We start from the raw sequence: 23,864 nt of genomic DNA, 5'->3' as shown, positions 1-23,864 counted from the left end.
CCGGCCGCGACCGCCGCCGGTGATGCGGCCGGTCGTCGCGCCCGCCTCACCGATCCGTCCGCCCTGCCGTCCACACTGCGACGGCTGCCGTCATGACCGGTATCCGGCCGCGGGATACGCAGCGGCAGTGGGTGTATGACGCCGAGCAGGACGTGCGGGAGATTTTCGACCTCGCCGAGAAGGTGCCCGGGCGGATGGTGGAGGTGTTCGGGTCACGCATCAGCCTGCCCGCCGAACGGCGGATGGTGTCGCTGGAGTCCATCTCGGTGTACCTCAACTCCGTACTCGCGTTGGGCCGGGTTCAGGATCGCTACCGTCGCGCGCGTATCCCGGTGACCGTGCGCGCCCGCCGCGGCGCGGCGCACGCGCACTACGAACCGGCCACTCGCATAGTCGCCGCACCGCTGCACCATAGGGCCGCATTGCGCGAGTTGCTGCTGCACGAACTGGCCCACCACCTGCAACCACCAGCCAGTGCCGGGCACGGCCCGCAGTTCTGCGGCGTGTTCGTGGAACTTCTCGACGGTGTCATGGGCACCGAAGCCGGATGGCTGATGCGTGCCGCACTCGCCGACAACCGAGCCCAGCTCAGCGACATCGGATCGCGTCCAGGAAGGAGCCGTCCATGAACACCGTGGCCAGCCACCGACCTGCCCGGGACGCCGTGTGACCGGATCGGCTACCGCCGCCCGGAACCGTAGAGCCGCCGCGGTTGAGCTCGGCAACACGAGCGCACCTGGCGGTTTGCCTCGGCGGTCGCATCCCGGCGGTGGGGTGGTTTTACTGAGCGCGGCGCTGGACAACGCCGAGCGTGGCTTCCACGTGTTCCCGCTGCATCCGGGAACGAAGGTCCCGGCGATCAGACAGTGGGACGGGGCCGCCACGCGGGATCACAGCCGGATTCGCGCGTGGTGGCGGCGGCGTCCCTGCGACAACGTCGCGGTCGCATGCGGCCCCTCGGGACTGCATGTACTGGATCTCGACACCAGCCACGGCCACACGCCGCCGCCGGAGTGGCGTGCGGCGCGCGATGGCCGCGAGGTGCTGGTCCGGTTGGCCGCCGAGGCCGGTCAGCCGATGCCGGTACCGACGTACGCGGTGGCGACGCCGTCGGTTATCAATGGGTGGTATGGGGTGTCTCATCGACGTCATCAACGACGATATCCGACATGTCAGTGGCTCGGTGAATCATTGCTATCAGGGGTTGTGAAACAACGACGTTCGACGCCCAGCACCGACGGACGGGAGGATCCACCATGCGAAATTCCGCTCTGCTTCGCGCGGCTTTGGCTGCTGCGGGCCGTGGTTGGAGCGTCTTCCCGTTGATCCCCGGCGGCAAGACGCCTGCCGTGCGCGGATGGGAAGACCGCGCGACCACTGACCCGGGCCGCATCCGTCGGCACTGGGCTGCAGGTGCGAGCAACAACATCGGCATCGCGACGGGCCGGTCGGGGCTGGTGGTGATCGACCTCGATGACGGTGACGACTGTCCTCCTCCTGAGACGTTCGCGGGTGCGCGTCACGGTCGAGATGTGTTGGTAATGCTGGCTGCTCGAGCTGGCGCGGAGGTGCCGACCGACACCTACACCGTGGCCACGCCAGCAGGGTTGCACCTGTATTTCCGGGCACCCGACGGGTTGGAGTTGCGCAACACCACAGCCAAGCTGGGTTGGCGCATCGACACCCGTGCGCACGGCGGCTACGTGGTCGCGGCCGGGTCGCTTCTCAGGAAGGGCAAGTATCGGGTCGTGCGTGCGGCACCGGTCGCGGAGCTGCCCGGGTGGCTGGCCACGGCGCTGACACCGCCCCCGCTGCCCGAGTCCGGGCCGCCACTGCACCTGTCCGGTCCCCGCGCGACCGCGTATCTGCGTGCGATCCTCGACGACGAGGCACGAGCGGTTGCGTCCGCCCATGTCGGCACTCGCCATATGACGTTACTGAAGGCGGCCCGCGCCCTTGGTCGTCTCGTCGGTGGTCAGGAGTTGGCCGTGCAAGACGCCAGGCACGCATTGATGATCGCATCGGCCGGCCATATCGGGACCGAGGACTACACCGCCGCGGAGGTGCTCCGCACGATCGACGACGGAATCGCCTACGGCAGGCAATTGCCTCGACGAATTAGCAACCTTTGACCTTCATCAATATCTCCCAGCGACCACCAAAACGCGCGGTAGGCGGCTGATTACCACCCTTGCCTTCCATGGACGAACGGATTACGACTCCCGCTCTTTCCCGGTTGGACATTCTCATGCTGTTTCAGTGCGGGAACCGCGCAGCGTGAGGGTGACTACGCGACCGGCCGAGTCGCCATACACCAAGGCCCGGGGATCGTCCGGGTGGCTGACACAACTGAATATAGGTGTCGAATCGGTGAACCAGCGAGCGACCTCGGTCCCGTCGCTCAGCGACCACACCCGTATCGCCCGGTCGAATCCGGCGGAGACGACGTGCCTTCCATCGGCCATTGCCGTGACCGCGTAAATCTCTTGTGTGTGCCCCTGGAGTGTGTGCAGAAGCTGTCCACTGGCCAGATCCCAGAGCCGCACAGCGTTGCCGCCGGAACCGCCGGAGACGATATATCTGCCATCGGACGAGACGGCTACTGCGTATACGAGGCTGTCGTGGCCGCGTAGCGTGCGGATGAGCTGTCCCTCGGCGAGATCCCAGATCTGCACCGTATTTTCCGCCCCGCAGACAATGTGTCGCCCATCGGGCGTCACCGCTACGGCTTTGGCCCACCCGGTATCGAGCGTCCGTTCGAGTTGTCCGCTCGCGAAGTCCCAGATACGCACCGTCCGGTCCCGGTGACTGCCCCCGGAGACGATTTGCCTGCCATCGGGAGTGACCGCCACCGACTCGACCTCGCGGGTGTGGCCACTCAGCGTCCGTATCGGTTGTCCACTGGCTGAATCCAACACCTGCACGGTGCCGTAGAGTCCGCAGACGATGTGGCTGCCGTCGGGGGTGACCGCCAACGCGTACACCTCACCGATTTCGGCCTCCCACGTGCGTTCGTCCTGTCCGCCGGCAAAATTCCACACCCGCACCGTGCGATCACGGCTGCCGGAGATGATCCGCGTGCCATCCGGAGTGACCGCCAGGGCATTGACCCAGTCGGTGTGGCCACGCTGGACGCCTTCCAGATGAGTATTGGCCAGGTCCCAGACCCGCACCGTCTCGTCGGAGCCACCGGCGGACACGACGAATCTACTATCCGGGGTGACGGCTACCGACGCGACCGTGCCGGTGTGGCCCAGCAACGTTCGTTCAAGTCGTCCACTTGCCCGATCCCATACCCGCACCGTGTCGTCCGATCCGCCGGACACGATTCGGCGACCATCATTCGTGACAGCCACCGCGGAGACCGGGTCGGTGTGGCCGGCCAATGTCTGCTCGAGTCGCCCCCCGGCCAGGTCCCAGATGTGCACTGTCTCGTCATTGCTGCCAACGATGATTTGCGTGCCGTCGGGAGTAGTGGTCACCGACGTGATCGGCAGGGTATGAGGGCGGCCTTGGAAGATGTGGGCTTGCAGGGTGTGCTCGAGTCGACCGCTGGCCAGGTCCCAGACCCGCACTGTGCGGTCAGCTCCCGCGGACACGATCCATTTCCCGTCGGGCGTGACGGCTACTACGTCGACCCCACCCTTGTGGCCGCGCAAGGTCCGCACGAGGCGCCCGTTGGCCAGGTTTCGCACCTGCACCTTGTCGACGTACCGGCCGCCGGGGGTAATGACGTACTTGCCGTCCGGGGTCAGTGCGATCGCGCCGTTGCCGCTGGTGCGGAGCTTCAGGGTACGGACCAGCCGCCCGCTGGCCAGATTTATCACGCGCACCCTGCCGTCCCGGCCGCTGTATACGATCTGTCTCCCATCAGGTGTGACGGCCACAGCACGGACCGACTGAGGAGGAGTCTTGATGGTTCGCTCGAGACGTCCGCTGGTCAGATTCCAGACTGCGACGCCACGGTCATCACCGGAGACGATGAAGCTGCCGTCACTGGTGACCACCACCGAGTGGACTGTGGCGTGGGCTAGGAGAATGCGTTCAAGCGGTCCGCCAGCACCAGTCAGGCCCCCGGCGTAGCGAGGCGCCAGCCAGAGTCGCCCATCCGAGGGCGCGATGGTGTCCAACATGGCTGCGATCTCGGCAGATCGGATACCGAGCAGACGGCCGGTGAGTTGACTCGCCAACAGCTCCGGGTAGTGAGCCAGAATGTGGGCCGAAAGTTGCAGGGCGCTGTGAATACTGTCGATGTGGCTGCGGTGGGGCAGGTCGTGGGTATAGTCGGCCAGCAGGTCTCCGATGCTGGTAATAGCGAGCTTGCGTTCGAGCCACACGAACGAGGACAGCGACCGATCCAGCTGATCCGAGCGTCCGGCACGGGCCAGGTGATACGCGAGGTTCAAGAAGAGGTAGCCGTCGTCGGCTTCGGCCGCCCACCGTGCCGGATCCGCTGGGTCGCCGTCGGTGGGGAGGGCGGCGGCGTAGCCGTCGACGAGACGGCAGTGCGCCAGCGCGAGGCTGTCCGGTTCAGTTCGAAGTTGGTGTATGACAACGTCGTATTCGAGGTCGTGCAGGAGAAACCGGCCGCGAGCGTCCTGCTGCACCAGACACCGATCGGTGAATCGGGTCAGTGTCCGAGCTGCGTTCGCGGCGGTATAGCCAATCGATGCCCACAACGCAATGGCAGCGGAGAGCGGGAATGGCCCTCGGCTCGCGAACACTGCCAGTTCCCGGTACCGCTCCTGCTCGATCAGGGCAAGGTCGTCGATGCTGAGCGCGATCGAGGCCAGGACATTCGCATGCTGGTAGCCATCCGGTCCGTATTCGTCCCCGATCGAGGTCAAGTCGGAATCCTCGAGCAGATCCATGACTGACTGCCAGTCCTGCCGGCGGGCACCGCGTGCCTTGATCATCCCACCCAACACCGCTATTCCCAGCGCCTGCCTGCCCACGCGCAAGCACAGGGCATCCGCGACGCCGGGCAGGTCCTCGAAACCGGTATCAGTCCATTTGCCCAGCAGATTCAGGGCCTGGTCGAGGGTGAGTTCGTCGACATCGTGGACGCGAGCGCCCACCGCGCGGGCGACGGCGTGATCGCGAGTGGTGAACAACAGCGCGCCCCGTCCGGACACCACATCGAGGGCTTTCAGCATCGCGACGTCCCACACATCGTCGACCACCAGCAGAACCGCACGGCTGCCGAGCAATTCGGCGAGACGATGTCGACCTACGTCCACGGTCGGGAACGACACTGCCTCGCCGCCAAGTCGGGCAGCGACCCGCTCCTGGATCAGCGTGGCCGCCACTCCGCGCCCTACGGTCACCCACACGACGCCGTCGGTGAATGTCCTGCGCACGAACCGGTCTCGCGACAGCGCGGCTGCCAGAGTGGTCTTGCCCGCGCCACCCATGCCGACGAGTGCGACCGCGCTGCGCGCCGCACGAAGATTCTTACGTGCCGCCCCGAGGATGCCAGGTCGCGCCACATAGCGCGGAGGAACATCCGGAACGAAACCAATAGATGCCGTGTCCGGCGCGGGCTCGGGCAGTGGTGTGCGGAATCGAGGGGTCGGCGCAGTCGGCGACGCGGTCGCGGGCTGCACGGTCAAATAGCTGAGCACAATGACGAGCACGCCTACGCCCACAACGATCGCCCGCACCCACCACGCACCCGGCACGACGGCTTTGACGCCGCCGACCTCGAAATTCGAGATTGGCCCGACCACGAAGGCCAGCCCGATCGTGAACAACGGCACATTGAGCGCGAACCGTCCGCGCGACCACCTCGCGCCGAACCTCATCGCCGTACCATGGGTGCCGACGTGATGCCTGGCGTTGCCTGCTGGCCGGTCTCTGGAACTGTCTGCGATGCCGCAAGCCGCAGCCGCCGACGAAGTCGTTGCATACCGCCCCCATCACTAATTGCAGTTTCCGATTCTTCAGCCGTTTCGACACGGGATGTCTCATGGTAGGAGCATCGGATCGCTTGCGCGCCAAACTGCGCTTCTAGCGACTGCTCCCGCCTTCCGCTGCAAAGCTCACGAACAGCACAACCCCAAAAGTCTCGCGTTGCTCATCACAGCGTGAGCATCCGGCGCCTCTGTCGTGCAACGGCTACGGCGAACACTCATCATGGTTGTGCTGGTCAATTCTGGCGCCGTTTGTCGGTGAATCGGTCAGCGTGGCGGCCGCGGCCGGCACGGGCGATCAGTGGCGCGCGAGCCCCATCGATCTCGGCCCTCACGAACGCCGCAGTTCGTGACGGTCTTTGCCGTGACCCCAGGACTTTTGGGGCGACCTCGCGTCCATGCGCTGCGGTATCTTCCATGCGATCGCCGCACCTAGTCGGCGCGCAGAGGAAGCACACACCACATGTTCAACAAGTTCTTTGCGGCCGCCGCGCTCTCGGTGAGCGCCGCTGCCGTCCTCGCGGCACCGCCCGCCGCCGCCGACCCGGTCAACTGGGGCGCCGTTTCCCTCAGCGTGTGGGGCAATGTCTACGCGTTTTCGGTCAACCACCCGACGGAAGCCGACGCCATTCAAGCCGCCGACCGAGCGTGCAAGGGTCAAGGCATCATCGACTGCCGGATGATGGTGACGTTCGCGAACGGCTGCGGTGCAGTCGTGACGAGTCCGCTCGCGATCGTCGCAGGGTTCCCGATCGTGGGCTTCGGTAAAGGGTCGACCCCAGGGGAGGCATACGCAGACGCCACCCTCAACCTCCCCACCGGCACCGGAAGCGCCGGCTCGTTCAATCGCGACCACGCCTGCACCCGGCCTTGATCTAGTTCCCGCACGGTCCTCGGTAAAATGTCGGGCTGGCACCCCTCTATACTTGGCGCACGGCCGCTCACGACCCATCTTCTGCGTCACATCAAATGGCAACGGACACTGGCACCGGCCGAACAGCAGAAGTCACTGTGCATGAACCGCGCCAGCCAGCGCACCTGGATTCCACGCCGTCGATGCGCACCTGAGCGAGTGAAGCCGAGGGCGGTCGGTTGAGCAACCAGCCGGACCGCCCTCAGCGCTATCACGCGGTCGGAAGGTTGAATTCAGTGAGTCGGAGATCGCGGGTCGGAGTTGCTGCCGGGTGCCCGACGCCGCGCGCGAGAGGGTGCGGCTCACCGGTGAGGACCGCCAGTGCGGCGGCGACTTCGTGCAGGTGAGATTTGACGTATGCGTCGGTAGTGCCGGAACTCTTGCCACGGTGTCCGGCGAAAGCACGGGCCACGGCATAGCTGAAAGTTCGTTCGACCCAGGTCAACGTGGTGTGACGCAGCCAGTGGGCGGTAACACCTTGCGTGGCCACCCAGGGCAGTGACTCGCTGATCCGTCCCCAGATGTAGTCGTATCGGCGTGTGGTGATCGGTCGGCCGCGACGGTAACGCAGCAACTGGCCGGTGAAAGGTGCCCCGCGCTCGGTGGCATGGTCGTTCAGGTGCCGCATCAGTGTCGGTGACACCGGCTGCCAACGATCCGAGCCACCCTTCTCCCGCAGGAACACCAAGCACTGGTCGCGATCGAGATCCTGTGGTCGCAACGCCAGCGCACCGCCGCGACGGCATGCGGTCTCTAGGTGGAACCGCAGGATCAGGGAGTCGAGTTCGGGATCGTCGCCGGATGTGGCGGCGACCTGGCAGATCTCGGCGACCTGACCCGACGGGATCGCATACCGATGCGATGACCGACGCGACGGAATCGGCAACCGCCGTGCCGGATTGTCCTGTGTCCGGCTTCCTCGGCATTGCGGTAGAGACAGCGCACCGCGGACACGAAATGCTCGACCGCGCTGGTCCCGCCTCGAGACGCGCGGTTGGTGCGGGCAGTCGACTGCACCGTGTACGCAAGTTCTTCGAGTTCGTGGCAGGTGGGCTCGGTCAAAGACCGGTCCGGCCAACGCGATTCGAGCAGACCGAAATGGGTCCCGTAAGTACGCGCGGTACCCGCCGACAGACGTGCCCGCACACGCGGGATCACCTCAGCGAAGGTCGGGGCTGCTGGTGGTGCGGTGTCGACGAGGTCGGCGGCGGTGATGCCCATCTGGGCCAACAGCAACCGGGCCGCAGCCAAGGTATCTGCGGTGACCGCAGTCTGAGCAGCGCTTTGGATAGTCACAGCGATTCGTCCAGGATTCGTCGGCTCTGACTGGTCAGTCCGTCGAGCACGGCCGGGGGATGGATCAGAAGGCGCGTTTCCCCGCGATGAATACCGCGAGCTCGTGGCCCAGTTCCGCGATCAACTCATCGAGCTGGGAGTCGGGGCGTTCGCGGCGTGGGCAGTAACCGGCCGCGACCCTGGCCACCCGTGGCGAGTCTGTTCGGCAGCGAGCACGGCCTGCTGCCCTACGCCCCACTACGCGGTGACAGCGTCGAGGACCTTCCACACGACCTCGTGCCGGATGCCGAGCTGGCTGCCGAGGTCGCGATACTGGTCACGATGCGCGGCGGCGCCCGCGAGCTGTCACGGGAACGGCTGCGGCTGGTCCTGATGCAGGTCGAGGCAGTCCGAGCCGAGGGTGTGCTGTCGGCTGCAGAGACGGCCGAACTCACCGACGCGCTGGGCGACGGCCTGGTCCGCGACAGCCTGTATGCCTTCGCCGTCGGCCCGAAAGGACCGCGCGGACACCGCTTGTGGGCATTGCTGGTGCGGGCGCTGCCCTCCCCACACCGCACCGTAGCGGCGATGTTGTGCGCGGTCACTGCGTATGCCGAGGCGACCGTGACCGTGCCCGTGCGGCGATCGGAATAGCGGTAGCCGATCACCCCGACAACCCGACGGTGCAGGCGATGGCCGCCGGAGTCCACCGCACCGTCCCGGTCTCGCTTTTCCGCGCCGCGCTGAGTGCCGGGCGGGCGGGCGCCGCGCAACTGGGCATCGACATCGACTGACAGATCGAATCGACCACCGTGGAGGCTTCATGGATTCCGCCGCACAGCACACCCTCTCCCGCCGGCTGGCGTGGGCGATCCTGGCCCGCGCAGCCCTGACCGCCGCGCCGGTCGTGCGTGAGCTGTTGGCCACGCACGAGGTCGAGGAGGCCGCTGCCCGGCTGGCAACCGGTCAGGTTGCCGCCACCGGTGTTCCGAATGCTCTGCCGGATCTGGCCGTCCGCGACCTCGACCGCGCCGCCGCGGTCGGAGCGCGGCTGGTCACTCGCGACGATGTCGAGTGGCCCCGAGCTGTGGGCGACCTCGACGCACCCGGTGTGGCTGCGGGGACTCCGGTGGCGTTGTGGATGCGCGGCACACCTTTGCACAGTCCGCTGCCGCAGTTCACCGTCGCGGTCGTCGGAGCCCGCGCGGCCTCCGACTACGGAGTGCACGTCACCCATGACCTCGCCGGTGATCTGGCCGAGCGTGGCTGGGCGGTAATCAGCGGCGGCGCGTTCGGCATCGACTCCGCCGCCCATCGCGCAGCCCTCAACCGTGGTGGTCGCACGACCGCCGTCGTCGCGACCGGCCTGGGTCGCGCCTACCCCGCCGCGAACCGCGAGCTGTTCGACCGGATCGCCGAGACCGGGCTACTCATCTCGGAGTACCCACCCGATACTCCGGCAGCAAAACACCAATTCCTGCAACGTAACCGGCTCGTCGCCGCGCTGTCGAGTGCCCTCGTCATTCCGGAATGCGCATTTCGTGGCGGCACCCGCGACACCGCCAATTGGGCGCGCCAGCTCAACCGCCCGGTGTTCGCGGTTCCCGGCCCGATCTACTCCTCGGCCTCGACCGGCTGCCACGACCTGATTCGCGCCGGGCACGCCCGCCTGGTCACCGACGCCCACCAGGTCCTCGACGACATCCCATCGACCCCCGCCCCGCCGCACTGGGCTGACCAGCCCACCGCATAACCGTCACGCGCTCGTCGGCTCATCCGACGGCCGGTCAGGAAGTTCTTCTCTGCTTCACCCACACCCGTCTTCCGGCGGTTGTCCGCCGACCGATCACAGGAGGTTTTCATGTCCGCGTCCACTCCTGCCGTGCAGTCCCTCACTCGCGGCGAGTTCGAGCGTCTCGAGCATCTCGGCTACGCCGGAGCCACGCCCGCCATCAGTGAATCGGCGGTGCTGGATCGCTGGCGCGGTGACTACCCGGCCTGGCGGGGCCGCTATTGGGCGTTCCTGGACGACGACGAACGCGGTGTGCTGCGACTGCGCCCGGTCAACGTCGCTCGCCACAGCGCCCAGCGAGCCGCCTGACATCTCATCCGCGCGGGTGCTCGCCCGTGTCCTGTTGCCCCCGTTTCCGTCTTCCGGCGCGGCGGCCTCACCCGTAGCCGGTGGGGGTCGCCGCGCCGCTTGCCGTTAAGGAGCCGTGTTGACTAATTCCACCCTGACCGCCGTCGCCGATCCGGCCGCCGATCCCGGTCCTGACACCGACCCGGTGGCCGTCGAGGAAACCGTGCCTGCCGCACGACCCGCTCCCGTGGTCGAGGAGTCGACTGTCCTCGAGGAGCCCGTGGTGCTCGATGTGCCGAAGGCCAAGGCGGAGTATCTGGATCCGGCGGAGTTGGTGATCGCCGAGAACGTCCGCAAGAGTTTCGATCTCGCCGCGCATCCGGAGGAGGCGGCGTCGTTCCGGGAGTTCGGTGTCGGCAACCCGATCCGCGCCGAACGCGAGCCCGACGGCTCCGTTCATGTCGTCGACGGGCAGATCCGCACGCTGATCGCCCGCGAGGTCGGGTTGACGCGGGTGCCGGTGTGGGTTACCGATGCCCCCACCGACGTCGACGCGAAGGAGCGGCGGATCGCGCGGACGTTGACGCAGATCAATCTCAACGACCGCCGTATCCCGCTCACCGACGCCGACCGCGCCACCGGCATCGCGTTGATGCTCGACCTGGGGGCCTCCGCGACCCGGGTCGCGAAAGGGTTGCAGCGCAAGCGGTCGGAGATTCAGAAGACCGCCGCGGTCGGTGCTTCCGACACTGCCAAGCGGCTGCTGGAGGAACGCCAGTACGGCCTCGATCAGCTCGCGGTGATCGCCCACTACGAGAACCTCGGCGATACCGACGCGGTCGAACGGCTGGCGACGGCGGGACGGTGGAGCTTCGCCTCCACAGCGAAGCGGATCGAGCGCGACCGCGCCGAAACCCGCGCCCGCCTTCACGAATCGCTTTTCTACGGCGCGTACGGGTTCGGGATCCTCGCCGCCGAACCCGATACCAGCGAGCCGGACGCGGCCTACATTTCGGCCAGCGAGCTGGTCACGACCGCGGGTGAGCCGGTCAGCGAGGAGTCGATTTACGCCGACCCGGCCCGCTGGGTGGTGTATCTCGAGGTGCAGGACAACGGGCTGCTGGTGGACAAGGACACCGGCGCGATCATCGACGCGGACACCGTCGACTGGAGCACCCGCGGCGACCTGTCCGCCGAACCCGCCGACGGGCAGGTGCACGCCGAGCAGGTGCAGTGGCGCGACCGCTGGATCCCCACCTACTTCCTGCCCGCTAGCGCACTGGCCGACAGCGGCCTGCAACAGCTCGTCCCCGACACCGGTGACGGCTCCGAAGAAGCCGCCGCGAAGGCGGCGGCTGAGCGGGAGCAGGCGCGCCAGGACCGGCGACGGGTGATCGAGTTGAACAAACGCGGGGAGGCGGCGAACGCGCGGCGGCAGGAGGATTTCCTGCCGCAGTTTCTGGCCGCAGGCACCCCGCCCAGGCAAGCGGCGGCGTTCGTCGCCGAATCCATGGCCCACACCCTGGATCCGACGGATCGGCGGAAGGTGACCACGCTGCTCGGGGTCGGCGGTTCCACCCAGCAGCTGGTCGCAGCGATCCACGCCGCGACACCCTCGCGGGCGTGGATGATCGTGCTCGCCATGCAGGTCGCCGCCGCCGAGGCACCGATCGGGAAGAGCTTCTGGCGCGACAGCTCCGCGGCCACGAAAAGGTATCTGCATTTCCTGGCCGAGGCCGCAGCCGGAACCGAGCTGGACTTCGCGCTGCTCGATGTCGAACAGGCCGCCGCCGGAGACATCGACTACCACGACATCGACCTCGCCTCCTGAGACCACCATCTTCGATTCGCCCGGAGTGGTGAGGCGAATCCGGCTGTCGATGCTGCCACCGAGGTCGCTGCTCGGTGGCAGCGCGGTCCCCGACTCATCTCCCATCTGTCCCCACCTTGTGAAGGAGCATGCTCATGGCCGGAGACACCGTGCTGACTGTGATCGGAAATCTGACTGCCGATCCAGAGTTGAGGTTCACCCCCGCCGGGCACGCGGTCGTGAATTTCACCGTCGCCTCCACCCCGCGGCACTTCGACCGCAATGCCAACGAGTGGAAAGACGCCGAGGCGTTGTTCATGCCGTGCAGCATCTGGCGTGAGGCCGCGGAGAACGTCGCCGAAACGCTCACTCGCGGTGCACGGGTCATCGTCTCGGGTCGGTTGAAGCAGCGCAGTTGGCAGACCGCCGAGGGCGACAAGCGCAGCCGAGTCGAACTCGAGGTCGAGGAGATCGGGCCGTCGCTGCGCTTCGCCACTGCCAAGGTCAACCGCGTCTCCCGCCATTCCGGCAATGGCTACAGCGGCTCGGCGGCCGGTCGCCCCGAGAGCGATGACCGGGCCCGGGACCTCGTGGGCGCGGCTGCGGGAACCGGGAGCAACGACCCATGGGCGTCCAACGGCGTGGGCTCCTTCGGGGGTGGCTCCGGGGTGGAAGATCCGGCGTTCTGATCCGATCCCACACGAACCGTGGTGGCCGACGGTGGCAACCTGACCTTCTTGCGAACGGAGATCGCTGTGCGGCCGCCGCTGATCGCTTGTGCCGTCGGGTTTTCGGTGGGTGAGGGCTGATCGTCTGGTCGTCTGCCCCGCCTTGCTGAGTGCTACCAGGCCGTGATCCCGCCGCGGCTGCGGGCCCGCGCCCGGGCGTCACCGAATTCGCCCGCGCGACGTCCCATCGCCCGCGCTGGTCGGTGCGCTCAGCGCACGAATTCGCCGCCGCCCGCGTGGGCGCGTTCCCTCCGCCGTGTCGGGCTCCCACCCTGGTCGGCCGCACTCAGGCGGGTCAGACGACCAGCCGCCCAGCCCCGTGCCGGGGTTACGTACGCGTGTGCGTGCGTCCGGCGCGGGGCCGAGCTGTTTCCAGACGACAGAACAGGAACCCCGTGATGACCGCCACGTTGAACGCACCCGAAACCACCGCCTCTGTCACCGAGACCGTCACCGATCTCGTGCAGACCGTGTCCCCGTTCGCCGCCGCACTCGGGGAGATCGAATACCTCCTCGACACCGATCCCGACGCCGCGCGGGAACGCTTCACCGCCGTGCTGGCCCTCGCCTCCCCGGCCGAGCGTGCCTTCCTCGATCGCGCCGCCGAGATGCTGACCCGCTCGCCGTGGAAGACCGCGGCGCGTCAGCTCGGGTGGATGGCCAAGTCCCGCCCCGAGCTGCGGTCGCTGATCGTCGATCACACCGCCGAGGGCGACCCGGGTCTGTACCGGCCCGAGCTCCCCCCGCAGTCCGAGACCTCCATCGAGGCGGCCGAATGGGTGCGTCGCTCCATCCGCGACCGCCGCTACCGCGACCGCGACACCGCCACCCCGTCTGCGGCGACCGACGCCGCCCGCTACCAGCCCGAGAAGGTCGCCGCCCGCCGCGCCCGCATCCCCGCACCCACCACCGCGCTGGTGAGCCTGCGCCACCGCCGCCGGGACCTGGCCGTCGCCGAGCGCCGCCAGCGTGAATACGCGGGCTATGCCGCGCAGCGGTTGTACGCGATCGACACCCCCGTCGACGACGACCGCACGCCGCCGGTTCCCGAGCCCCGGAAGAAGGCCGGGCAGCTGTGGGCGCACGTGCAGGCCGAATTGTGGGACCGCTCGTACTTCCTGCACGTCGCCGGGTGCTACACCGAAGCCGACCGCCATCTCCTCGCCCCCGAGCTGCCCGAACGCCACATCGCACACGAGCGCCGTCACGCCGGTCTCGCGGACGCGGCACGACAGTTCCTGCGGGAGCACGACACCGAGCCCGACTCCTCGGCGCGGGCGCGCGGCGCGCGTGCTCGTCGCACCCGCCCGCAGTTCCCGCCGCGGATCACCCCGGCCGACCAGTCGCGCTTCGCCGCCCGCAGGACCGGGCTCGCGGTTCCCAGCGACCGTGACGAGTATCTGCCCTACAGCGAACTCGACGTCCGCGAGTCCACCTGGCAGGGCTCAGGGTTGGACTACGACCTGGCCGCGATGACCCCGTATCTCGGGTGGCCGTGCGTGGGCTGCTGGATCGACCGGCCCGCCAGCGACCGCCGCCCCTTCCACACCCGCCACGGAGTGATCGTCAGCGACGACGGGCTCTGCGATGTCTGCCGCGCCGACGGCCACCCCGGCATCCCCGCCCTGCCCGCCGGGTTCAGGATGCAGACCTTCGTCGAATCCCGCTGCGCCTACATCGCCGCCGCTCATCCTGTCCAGGTGCGGGCGTTGCTGGATCGGGTGCGGGCCGCCGCGGCGAACACCGGACCGACCTGGCGGCTGATCACCCGGTGGATGGCGAGCAACCTCGAACAGCCCGAACGCGCACACCGTCCTACCGCCGCGCGACGGCCGCGCCGGGGCGGGTCCGCGCTCGGTGCCGGGCAGCGCATCGGACGCTGCGACGCCTGCGCACGAAACGGCATCGTCCACGCCGACAACTACTGCACCGACTGCCGCATCGACCTCGGACTCGTGCCCACCACCGGCCGCGCAGCGTCGGCGGCCTGACCCACACGCTCGGCTCCATCCCCTGTTCGCCGGTCCGCCGCGGTGTCGACCCCTGCGGCGGACCGGTCCACCACCTCCGATACGACAGGAACACCACCGTGCATCGACTCCCGAACCCAGCACGCCGCGCCCTCACCGCCCTGCGCGACGCCGCATTCGCACCCCGCCGCCCACCCCAGGTCCGGGTGCGGGTCTACCTCAACACCGACCCCACCGCCCTGCTGACCGGATACCGGCCCGACGCACCCGTGACACTGGCCTACACCTACACGCTGCGCGCCGACCCGGCCGCCGACACCGACCAGGCTCTGCTCGAGCGCGTCTTCGCCGCCTTCAACGACCACCCCGAACACGACGACGACCAGATCCACACCGACACCTGGTACGGAAAGCGACTCCGGTCACTGTCGGTCGGCGACGTCGTCGGACTCGACAACCGTCACTACACGTGTCAATCCCGCGGATGGACCCGCGTCCCCGCCCCACCGGGCTGACCGGCCCCGTCCCGCGACCGTCCGTCCGCGCTCGCGGTACACGGACCGACCAACAGCACCCCGCCATTCGACCACCCCGACCGGCAGGACCACTCGCCATGACTCACCCCGCGCCGCCCAGCGACCCCGCGCACCTCACGATCACCGAACTGCACCAGACCCTGGCCACCGGCCGCTCGGTCGTGGTGTCGATGCGCGCCACCAGCGGACACGCCCACCTCATCGAGTGGGCACGCCGCCACCACCTCTTCGTGCCCATCGATCGCACCAGCAGCTGGGGCAACCCCTTCGTCCTCGGACGCGACGGCAACCGCGACGACGTACTCGCCGCTCACGCCCGCCACCTCGCCGACCAACCCAACCTCCTCGACCGCCTGCGTCGCGGCGAACTCGCCCGCCGGGTACTGGGCTGCTGGTGCGCACCCAAACCCTGCCACGGCCACACCCTCACCGCCCTGACCCTCGACCCCGACCTCGACCCGCTCGCGGCGGTCCAGAACCGGCAGCACCGGTGAGCGTGCCCGCCCGACCGTCGGACACCCGACAGCTGTGATCACGACAGGAACCGGATCACCCGTTCCGGTTCCTACCCGCCCCCGTCCCTACGCCCTCACCGATCACCCGCACACCGCTTCCCAATCTCTCCCCAGCCATCCACAACCCCACCTCACCACCCACCATCTACATCCATCCACACCTTCCACCCTCTTTCATCCACATCCCTCTTTTCTCAAGCACACCTCTTGCATCCAGGGTCACAATCCTATAACAACCAGGGGATATGCTTGAATTGACTAAAAAATAGTCAAATCCAACCCCTGGCAATATTTGGGTCGCGGGCGCTTGATGGGTATATGACCGCGACAATTCATAAAGTCGTGGCAGGCAATGGATATCAGTACTACCTGCGAAATGTCGCCGCGCACGACAACGACTCACGCGGCCGTTCCAGCCTGGCCGACTACTACTCCGCACACGGCGAGGCACCCGGGCGTTGGCACGGCACCGGCTTGACCGCACTCGGCATCACCACCGGGGGCGAAGTCACCGAAGAACAGATGAAATCCCTGTTCGGACTTGGTCGCCATCCCAACACCGAACTCATCGAAGCCGAGGTCTACGACGAGCAGATCCGGCTGGGCGCGAAGCACAAAGATGCGGTACGAGCGGCCGATCAAGCGTCCCGTTTGGGCAACCCATTTCGCGTTTATGCGGAGGGTTCCGAGTTCCGGAAACGATGCGCGGAAGCGTTCGAGCGACACAATATCGCGCACGGATCAGACCCGTACGACGCCATTCCCGATACCGAACGGGCACGGATTCGCACCCACGTCGCGTTCGAAATGTTCTGCGAAGAATACGATCGTGCGCCGTTTGATGCTCGGGAATTGTCGGGGTGGGTGGCCAAGAACTCGCGCCCGAACACCACCGCGGTCGCGGGTTTCGACATCACTTTCTCCCCCGTCAAGTCGGTTTCGGCGCTGTGGGCGTTGGCGCCGCGGGCGGTCGCGGACAAGATCGAGCTCGCCCACCAGCGTGCGGTGCGCGACGCGTTGGCCTGGCTCGAACAGCATGGAATCTTCACCAGGCTGGGGCGCAACGGTGTGCGCCAGGTCGATGTCGAGGGCATTGTCGCGGCCTGTTTCACCCACCGTGACTCCCGCGCCGGGGACCCGGACCTGCACACGCACGTGCTGATCGCCAACCGCGTGCGCACGCCCGACGGTAGGTGGCGCACTTTGGACGGGACCGCGATCTACCAGGCGGTGGTCACCGTGTCGGAGATCTACAACACCCGTCTCGAGCACCACATGGAGGATCTCGTGGGCGTGGAGTTCGCCGAACGCCCCACACCGGATCCGGCCAAGCGCCCGATCCGCGAAATCGTCGGAATCCCGGCACGGTTGATCGAGGCGTGGTCGCGGCGCGAAACCGCGATCAGGGCGCGGGTGGGTGAGTTGGCGGCGGAGTTCCAGCAGCGGTTCGGGCGCGAGCCGATCCCGGCGGAGATGTATGAGTTGGCGCAGCGCGCCACGCTGGAAACCCGCCCCGCGAAACACCAGTTGCGGTCACTGGCCGAGCAACGCGCCGGCTGGCGCGCTGAGTCGGTGGCGTTGCTCGGCGGCCGCGAGGCGCTGTCGCGGATGATTGTCGCGGCGTTGAATCCGGTGCGCGCGCCGCGTATCGCAGTGTCGGCGCAGTGGATTGCACGGACGGCCGAGCAGGTTCTGGAGGTGGTGGCCGAGCACCGCGCGACGTGGCGGGCGACCAATGTGCGCGCCGAGGTCGAGCGGCAGGTGCGTGGCCGCATCCGAGGCCTGGAGTGGGAACAGGTCACCGACGCCGTGCTCACCGAAGCACTCTCCCCCGCCCGGTCGATCCGGCGCGGTGACCCGGATGTCGCCGACGAACCGGAATTGGGCACCGTCCCGGAGCTGTTGCGCCGCCGCGACGGTGCCAGCGTGTACACCGCCGCAGGCTCGCAGCTGTACACCTCGGCGCGCACGTTGTCGGTAGAAGCGGCGCTGATCGAGCTGTCGGTGCAGTCCGGCGCCCGCCAACTCTCCCCTGACCTGGTGAGCGCCGCGGTCGACAACTACAACCACCAACACCCCGACCGGTCACTGAATGCCGGGCAGATCAGCGTCATCGACAGCTTCGCGACCTCCGGGCTGCTGGTGCACACCGCCAACGCCCCCGCCGGATCGGGCAAGACCACCGCGATGGCCGTGCTCACCGACGCCTGGCACACCAGCGGCGGACAGGTCCTCGGCCTGGCACCCACCGCCTCGGCCGCGGCGGTGCTCGGGGAGTCGATCGGTGCCCGGACCGAGACCGTCGACAAAGTCCTCGACGTCCTGTCCCGGCACACCCCGCGCCCTCGCAACCCCGCGCTGGAACGGGATATCCCGCCGTCGCTGCCTGAATGGGTGCTGCAAATCGGCTCCGACACGTTGGTCATCGTCGACGAGCACGTCAAGCTGGGCAACCTCAAACGCCTTCGGCTGCTGCAGTTTCTGACCGATCGCGGGGCGACGATCCGCTGTATCGGCGACGATCACCAGCTGCCCGCCATCGAAGCCGGCGGCGCCGACGCCGACATGAACGCCGCCGCACCCGAGCACACCCTGACGCTGACCCACGTCGTGCGGTTCGCCTCCCAGGCTGAAGCGACTGCCAGTTTGCAGCTGCGCGAGGGCGATCCGGCCGCGTTGGGCTGGTATCTGGACAACGCGCGCGTGCACGCCGGCCACCTCGGCGCGACCCACGACGACGCCTACACCGCCTGGGCCGCTGATCATCTCGCGGGCCGCGACAGCATCATGCTCGCCGCCACCCACGAGGTCGTGACCGCGTTGAACGAGCGTGCCCGCGCCGACCGGATAGCCCGCGACGGCGGCGTCGTCGGCGCCGAAGTAATGCTCGCCGATCGTCTGTCGGCGTCGGTCGGAGACACAATCCGCACCCGCCGCAACAATCCGCGCCTGCGTGTGGGCGCACGCGATTGGGTGCGCAACGGCTACGCCTGGACCGTCACCGCCGTCCACGACGACGGCAGTCTCACCGCCATACACCGGCGTTCCGGCGGAAGACCGGGCGGGAGTGTGCGGCTTCCCGCCGACTATGTCGCTGCGCATGTGCGTCTGGGGTATGCGGCGACGATCGATTCCGCGCAGGGAATCACCGCCGATTCGTGTCATGTCGCGCTCACCGGAGCCGAGTCCCGCCAACAGCTCTACGTCGCGATGACCCGCGGCATGCACGCCAATCACGTATACATTCCCACCGCGTTGGACGGCGCGGAGGGATCGTTCTGGAGCGAACCGGCGGTGTTTCCGCGCACCGCGATCGAGGTTCTGGTGCGCATCCTCGGACGCGACGGCGCACAAAAATCGGCGCACACGCAACTACACGACGTCCTCGACCCGCGCGCTCGCATCGGTCGCGCGCTCGATATCTATCTCGACGCGATCGGTGTCGCCGCCGAAGCCGCGCTCGGCCCCGACGGGCTACAGCGCATCGATACAGCTGCGGACGCGTTGCGCCCGAACCTCACCGACAGCCCCGCCTACCCCGTGCTGCGTCAACATCTGGCGACGATCGCGCTGTCCGGGCGCAATCCGATCGCCGCCCTACACGCGGCTGCGGGCGCGCGGGAACTCGACACGGCCGACGACGTTGCCGCCGTGCTGGATTGGCGTCTGGATCCCTCGGGTGCGCACTCGACCGGCATCGGACCACTGCCATGGTCGCCAGGGATCCCGCGCGGTCTGCGCGAGGACTTCGACGCCACCCAGCTCGCGCCGCGTGCACGCATCGTCGCCGACCTCGCCACGCAGATCCGCCGCGACACCCAGCACTGGACGCCGAGTACCGCCCCGCACTGGGCGCGTCCCCTTGTCGGCGCCGACCCTGGGCTGCTCGGTGAGCTCGCGGTCTGGCGCGCGGCCTTGCATGTCGACGACCGCGACATCCGCCCCACCGGGCCACCCCGCTACAGCGCGCTCGAACGCGAGCACCAGCAGCTGCTCGACGCACGCGTCACCGACGCGCTCGGCGACATCCACCTACCGGTCAACACATGGGCTGACACCGTCGAGCGCCTCGATGCCCGCATTATCACCGACCCGTACTGGCCGGTGCTCGCCGACAAGATCGCCCTCGCCGCCCGCGCCGGAATCGACATCCAAACCTTGCTCACCGACGCCGCCGCGAGGCGGCCGTTGCCCGATGAAATGCCCGCCGCCGCACTGTGGTCGCGCCTGGAACTGGAACCCTCCGCACTCGACACCGGCGCCGGGCACCGCAACCTGCGACCGGACTGGATCACCGATCTCCACGCCGTGCTCGGTGATGACGCCGCCGACCGCGTCACCGCCGACCCGGCATGGCCACGGGTGGTCGCCGCGATCGACCGCGCCACCGGCACCGACTGGACACCACACCAACTGCTCGCCACCGCCCACGAACTGCTCCTCGCCGCCCAACCCGACGAAACCACCGGCCTGCGCCCCGACCAACTCGCCTCCGCGCTGGCCTGGCGCATCGACGCCCTGCTCCACCACACCCCTCACACACGAACCAGCACACCCGCCGACACCCAACCACCCACCGCAACCGAGCCGATGACAACCACACCACCACCACAGCCGCCCGAACCCGATCAGGTCCGCAACCCGCACCTCATCCCCGAACCCACACGCCCGCCGGAACCAGTGACCAGCCCAGCACACCCTGATGAACGCGGGGCCGATCTTCCTGAGGGCATCCGCCGGGTGGCGCAACTATTTCAGACCGGCAAGATCACCGCCGCTCTCGCCGCATTCGGTGACCTCACCGGCATCGCCACCGACGAACAACGCGCGATCCTTACCGACATCGCCGACACCCTCTACCGCCACAGCTTCTCCGTCGCCCGCGCCCGCCTGCGCTGGGCCGGCGAACGCTTCCCCCAGCACCGAGCACTCATCGACGCGTGCACACCCGTCACCGATCCGCACGTCTACCAACCCGCCACCACACCCACCGAACCCGCCTACCGGCGCGACCGACGCCATGAAGCCGCCCGCGACGGCCACGAATACACCGACCCCGACGCACGCCGCGACCCCCTCACCGACGCGCAGACCGACGCCCGCCGAGCCGAGCAGGAATACCGCGACACCCGTGCTGATGTCGACGACCAGCCCTACGATGCCGTGATTCCCGACGGGGTCGCCCATCACTACTACCGCGAAGTCCTACCCGACGCCCGCGCGAAGTATCGCTCGCTCGACTACGACCTCGCCGCCCTCCCCGACACCTGCGGGCTGGGATGCGTGGCCTGCGGCCTCGAACGCACCCGCACCGACGCCACCCCCGTACCACCGCGCCGCGCCGACGACGGCCTGTGCGGCGAATGCCGCGACACCGGCGAATCCGGCATCCCCGACCACGATCCCGCCGACCACATCACTACCCGCTGCGACCACATCACCGCCACCCAACCCGCGCCCGCCGCCCGCGCGATGCTGCGCCGCGACTGGCGCGCCACCCGCAACCCCACCCACCGCGCCGCCATCGAAACCTGGATCCGCAACCACCCGCTGCCCGACGCCGAGCACGAGTCGCGACCCATCGACGCCGCCGCCGATCCGACCGTGGACAATCCGCTGTTCGCTCTCACCGACGCCCAACTAGAGCGACACATCGACGAGCTTCACCAGCGCCTCGCCCTCGCCGACACCGACACCTTGCTGTTCAACCCGCCCCAACACACCCCCGACAACGAGGCAGACGCCGACGAACTCATCCACCGCCACATCGCAGCGCAACAGGCGATTCGCGATGCCCGCGCTGCCGACCAACAACTCCACGCCGCCGCGAAAGCCTTCCACGCCGTCGCGACCGAGCTCGCCGACACCCGCACCGCACTCGACGCCACACCCGGCTACCGCCGCAGCCAACGCCGCGCCCTCCAGAACCGCATCGACACCTTGATCACCGAACAAGCCAGTCGCAGCCGCGATCACAGCACCGCCCGCGCCACCGCCCGCCAAGCCAACCGCGATGCCATCCTGCTGGCCGGAAGACCCGACCGATGGGACCAACTGCTGAACACCGAACCCGAACACACCCCAGGCACGCACCGACCCGACCCCGACCTGCGACTCCACACTGACGAGGAAATCCGGACGCGGATTGCCGACATCCGCGAACAACTCGACCAGTACCGCGCCGAACAAGACCGACGCCGCGCCCTCTACCCCGCTCAACTCGCGCACGAACAACGCCATCGCCAGCACACCGAACCAGTCGACGACATCGACCAAGGGATCACCGACCAGCACGCCGAGCGAATCCGTCTGCAGCTAGGCGATGACCTCGGACTGTGACACGCAGGAACCATTGATCGGCTACCCGACGACAGCATTTCGGTGGTCAACCGCGTGGTGTCGACGTTCACGTAATTCCCGCCGCGTTCGTTCGAGTAATTGGGCAGGTGGTGGGTCCTGGTTGATGTTCTACCCGATGGCCTCCTTCTGTGGGGTCTTCGGCTCGTTCTTGGTGCTGGGGCGTTTGTTGGGCCGGTAGGACGGCCCGTTCATGAAGACCTGGTGGCTGGTGTTGATGAGCCTGTCCAGGAGGGATTCAGCGACAACAGGATTCGGGAACAGCGGATACCAGTCGACCGGTGACCTGTTGGATGTGAGCACCATGGAGCCGCCGGCGGCGGCGCGTTCGGAGATCAGTTCGTAGAGGTCGTCGGCTTGGGTGGCGGTGAGTTCCCGCATACCGAAGTCATCGAGAATGAGCACGGCTGGCCGGACGAACTCGCGCAGCCGTTTGTCCCAGGTGCGGTCGGCGTGACCACCGGCCAGCGTCGCGAGGAGGCGGCTGGTTTTCATGAACCGGACCTCGGCGCCCTGACGGATCGCTAGATGCCCAAGTCCTTGTGCCACATGGGTTTTCCCGACTCCGACAGGTCCGTAGAGCACGACCGATTCACCGACCGGCAGCCACCGCAGTGCCGCGAGGTCGCGGATCTGCGCGGCGGGCAGTTTCGGGGAGGCAGCGAAGTCGAACTGCTCCAGGGTGAGTTGTTGCTCGAACTGGGCGCGGCGGATGCGGCGAGCGATTGATTGGGATTCGCGTCGGGCGATCTCGTCGTGACAGAGGACCTGCAGGAACTCGATATGCCCGAGATCCCCAGCGCGGGCCTGGGCGAGACGGGATTCGAGGGTCTGCAACATCCCCGACAGCTTCAACGTTCGCAAGGCTTGTTCGAGGGCGACGTCGACGATCATGCCGACACCCCCTCGCCACGGTCACGGTCCCCGGCGCCGTCACGGGCGTCATCGTCCCGGTCGGCGTTCGCGGTGGCGGCGATAGCGGCCGGACTGTTCGGGTTGGGCAGGGCCACGACGTTGCGAAACAGCCGCGAAGGACCATGCAGGAACGCCGCAGCACCTCCATCACCGGTCGATGGAGGTGGCGGATCGGCCTCCAGCCCGGCGACCAGGATGCCCTTGATGGTCCGATAGGACGGGTCGCCGACCGTGATCGCTTTGGCGCAGGCCAGTTCGAGCCGGGCAGCGCCGTGTTTGTCGGCCAGCCCAAGCACTCCTTGGGCGGCCCGCAGCCGGAAAAGCGCGTTCTCCGACAGCAATTCGGCGATAACTGCGACGGTCGATTCACCGATCTCGTTGGCGCGGTTGCGGCACCAGGTCGGTCCCCGCATGGCGAAAGCGATCTTTTCCGGCGGGTAGTGCGACAGGTCGGACTGCTTGCCGAACGGTTTACGCACGTGCGTGGCGATCAGCTCGCCCTTGTCGAAGATCTGCACCATCGAATACGTCGACCGGGCATCCACCTTGCGGCCGATATGCCGCCACGGAACCGAATACAAGGCTTTGCCGACCTTGACATGAATATCCGGCCCTACAGTGCCTGTCGTCCAGTCCGCGAGCACAAAGTGCTTGCGCAGCAACGCAATCAACGCCTCCGCCTCGATCGCCGGGAAACCGATATCGGCGACGCACCATCGAGTGGCCGACACGACCGGGCACCGGCCACCTCCCGGCACCATTCGAGGGCCGCGTCCTGCATCTGCTGCAGCGACGTCCATTCCCGGCCACGCCAGAACGAGTCACGGATATAGGGCATCGGCCGCTCGACCCG

The 23,864-nt window shown here is 67.8% G+C and carries 17 protein-coding genes and 1 pseudogene; 13 read left to right on the top strand and 5 right to left on the bottom strand.

Annotated features, from left to right (window positions below; all coding sequences use genetic code 11):
• The first annotated feature begins 92 nt into the window (after positions 1–92).
• From NA4_RS30015 to NA4_RS30010, 3 genes are read left to right on the top strand one after another with little or no spacing between them, the layout of a single operon-like run.
• Positions 93–629: a TIGR04338 family metallohydrolase gene (locus NA4_RS30015; RefSeq protein WP_067477650.1), complete on the top strand. Its 537-nt coding sequence runs from the start codon at positions 93–95 to the stop codon at positions 627–629.
• The gene (locus tag NA4_RS43820; protein ID WP_084497576.1) at positions 559–1,326 is read left to right on the top strand and encodes a bifunctional DNA primase/polymerase; all 768 of its coding nucleotides are present in this window, start codon (positions 559–561) and stop codon (positions 1,324–1,326) included. Before NA4_RS30015 ends, NA4_RS43820 begins: the two co-directional genes overlap by 71 nt.
• The gene (locus NA4_RS30010; protein WP_067477647.1) at positions 1,257–2,132 is read left to right on the top strand and encodes a bifunctional DNA primase/polymerase; all 876 of its coding nucleotides are present in this window, start codon (positions 1,257–1,259) and stop codon (positions 2,130–2,132) included. The genes NA4_RS43820 and NA4_RS30010 overlap by 70 nt, the downstream gene beginning before the upstream one ends.
• Before the next feature lie 114 nt (positions 2,133–2,246).
• On the opposite strand, the gene NA4_RS30005 is transcribed toward NA4_RS30010, so the two are convergent.
• Entirely contained in the window at positions 2,247–5,804 is a 3,558-nt protein-coding gene (locus NA4_RS30005) for an NB-ARC domain-containing protein (protein ID WP_067477644.1), read from the bottom strand.
• 571 nt (positions 5,805–6,375) lie between these two features.
• Between NA4_RS30005 and NA4_RS30000 the strand changes: the two genes are divergently transcribed.
• Positions 6,376–6,786 (top strand): DUF4189 domain-containing protein, encoded by a 411-nt coding sequence (locus tag NA4_RS30000; protein WP_067477641.1) that lies wholly within the window; start codon positions 6,376–6,378, stop codon positions 6,784–6,786.
• 250 nt (positions 6,787–7,036) lie between these two features.
• Here NA4_RS30000 and NA4_RS29995 read toward each other — a convergent pair whose 3' ends face one another.
• On the bottom strand, positions 7,037–7,711 hold the full coding sequence (locus tag NA4_RS29995; RefSeq protein WP_067477638.1) for a tyrosine-type recombinase/integrase: 675 nt from the start codon (positions 7,709–7,711) through the stop codon (positions 7,037–7,039).
• Positions 7,712–8,185: 474 nt separating this feature from the next.
• Complete coding sequence (locus tag NA4_RS43355) at positions 8,186–8,308, bottom strand: hypothetical protein (RefSeq protein ID WP_281180074.1); 123 nt, start codon at positions 8,306–8,308, stop codon at positions 8,186–8,188.
• A gap of 2 nt (positions 8,309–8,310) precedes the next feature.
• Between NA4_RS43355 and NA4_RS29990 the strand changes: the two genes are divergently transcribed.
• The 9 genes from NA4_RS29990 (at position 8,311) to mobF (ending at position 22,078) form a co-directional block, all read left to right on the top strand.
• A complete protein-coding gene (locus tag NA4_RS29990) occupies positions 8,311–8,754 on the top strand; it encodes a DUF4192 family protein (protein ID WP_067477635.1) in 444 nt (147 codons plus the stop codon).
• 169 nt (positions 8,755–8,923) lie between these two features.
• Complete coding sequence (gene dprA / locus NA4_RS29985; protein ID WP_067477632.1) at positions 8,924–9,853, top strand: DNA-processing protein DprA; 930 nt, start codon at positions 8,924–8,926, stop codon at positions 9,851–9,853.
• Between the two features lie 108 nt (positions 9,854–9,961).
• Positions 9,962–10,201: a hypothetical protein gene (locus tag NA4_RS29980; protein WP_067477629.1), complete on the top strand. Its 240-nt coding sequence runs from the start codon at positions 9,962–9,964 to the stop codon at positions 10,199–10,201.
• A 118-nt stretch (positions 10,202–10,319) separates the two neighbouring features.
• Positions 10,320–12,011 carry a ParB/RepB/Spo0J family partition protein gene (locus NA4_RS29975; RefSeq protein ID WP_169811147.1) on the top strand — a complete coding sequence of 564 codons (1,692 nt, stop codon included), beginning with the start codon at positions 10,320–10,322 and terminating at the stop codon, positions 12,009–12,011.
• Positions 12,012–12,145: 134 nt separating this feature from the next.
• Positions 12,146–12,679, top strand: coding sequence for a single-stranded DNA-binding protein (locus tag NA4_RS29970; protein WP_067477653.1), 534 nt, complete (start codon positions 12,146–12,148; stop codon positions 12,677–12,679).
• A gap of 437 nt (positions 12,680–13,116) precedes the next feature.
• Positions 13,117–14,709, top strand: a complete 1,593-nt coding sequence (locus NA4_RS29965; RefSeq protein WP_067477622.1) for a hypothetical protein — start codon at positions 13,117–13,119, stop codon at positions 14,707–14,709.
• 98 nt (positions 14,710–14,807) lie between these two features.
• Positions 14,808–15,203 carry a hypothetical protein gene (locus tag NA4_RS29960; protein ID WP_067477619.1) on the top strand — a complete coding sequence of 132 codons (396 nt, stop codon included), beginning with the start codon at positions 14,808–14,810 and terminating at the stop codon, positions 15,201–15,203.
• 98 nt (positions 15,204–15,301) lie between these two features.
• The gene (locus tag NA4_RS29955; RefSeq protein ID WP_067477616.1) at positions 15,302–15,718 is read left to right on the top strand and encodes a DUF4326 domain-containing protein; all 417 of its coding nucleotides are present in this window, start codon (positions 15,302–15,304) and stop codon (positions 15,716–15,718) included.
• A 339-nt stretch (positions 15,719–16,057) separates the two neighbouring features.
• The gene (gene mobF, locus NA4_RS29950) at positions 16,058–22,078 is read left to right on the top strand and encodes a MobF family relaxase (RefSeq protein WP_245671646.1); all 6,021 of its coding nucleotides are present in this window, start codon (positions 16,058–16,060) and stop codon (positions 22,076–22,078) included.
• 129 nt (positions 22,079–22,207) lie between these two features.
• Here mobF and istB read toward each other — a convergent pair whose 3' ends face one another.
• Positions 22,208–22,990 (bottom strand): IS21-like element helper ATPase IstB, encoded by a 783-nt coding sequence (istB, locus tag NA4_RS29945; protein WP_067477610.1) that lies wholly within the window; start codon positions 22,988–22,990, stop codon positions 22,208–22,210.
• Between the two features lie 131 nt (positions 22,991–23,121).
• Positions 23,122–23,864, bottom strand: a pseudogene (locus tag NA4_RS29940) (Mu transposase domain-containing protein); the annotation flags it as partial.

This window comes from Nocardia amamiensis NBRC 102102 (assembly GCF_001612745.1).
Lineage (GTDB): Bacteria > Actinomycetota > Actinomycetes > Mycobacteriales > Mycobacteriaceae > Nocardia > Nocardia amamiensis.
Note: the sequence above shows the minus strand (reverse complement) of the source record. Positions and strands in the feature narration are given on the sequence as shown.

Excerpts from the sequence above, each read along its gene's own strand:
- NA4_RS30015 (WP_067477650.1), top strand. The coding sequence starts at position 93 with ATGACCGGTATCCGGCCGCGGGATACGCAGCGGCAGTGGGTGTATGAC.
- NA4_RS30010 (WP_067477647.1), top strand. The coding sequence starts at position 1,257 with ATGCGAAATTCCGCTCTGCTTCGCGCGGCTTTGGCTGCTGCGGGCCGT.
- NA4_RS30005 (WP_067477644.1), bottom strand. The coding sequence starts at position 5,804 with ATGAGGTTCGGCGCGAGGTGGTCGCGCGGACGGTTCGCGCTCAATGTG.
- NA4_RS30000 (WP_067477641.1), top strand. The coding sequence starts at position 6,376 with ATGTTCAACAAGTTCTTTGCGGCCGCCGCGCTCTCGGTGAGCGCCGCT.
- dprA (WP_067477632.1), top strand. The coding sequence starts at position 8,924 with ATGGATTCCGCCGCACAGCACACCCTCTCCCGCCGGCTGGCGTGGGCG.
- NA4_RS29980 (WP_067477629.1), top strand. The coding sequence starts at position 9,962 with ATGTCCGCGTCCACTCCTGCCGTGCAGTCCCTCACTCGCGGCGAGTTC.
- NA4_RS29970 (WP_067477653.1), top strand. The coding sequence starts at position 12,146 with ATGGCCGGAGACACCGTGCTGACTGTGATCGGAAATCTGACTGCCGAT.
- NA4_RS29965 (WP_067477622.1), top strand. The coding sequence starts at position 13,117 with ATGACCGCCACGTTGAACGCACCCGAAACCACCGCCTCTGTCACCGAG.
- NA4_RS29955 (WP_067477616.1), top strand. The coding sequence starts at position 15,302 with ATGACTCACCCCGCGCCGCCCAGCGACCCCGCGCACCTCACGATCACC.
- mobF (WP_245671646.1), top strand. The coding sequence starts at position 16,058 with ATGACCGCGACAATTCATAAAGTCGTGGCAGGCAATGGATATCAGTAC.
- istB (WP_067477610.1), bottom strand. The coding sequence starts at position 22,990 with ATGATCGTCGACGTCGCCCTCGAACAAGCCTTGCGAACGTTGAAGCTG.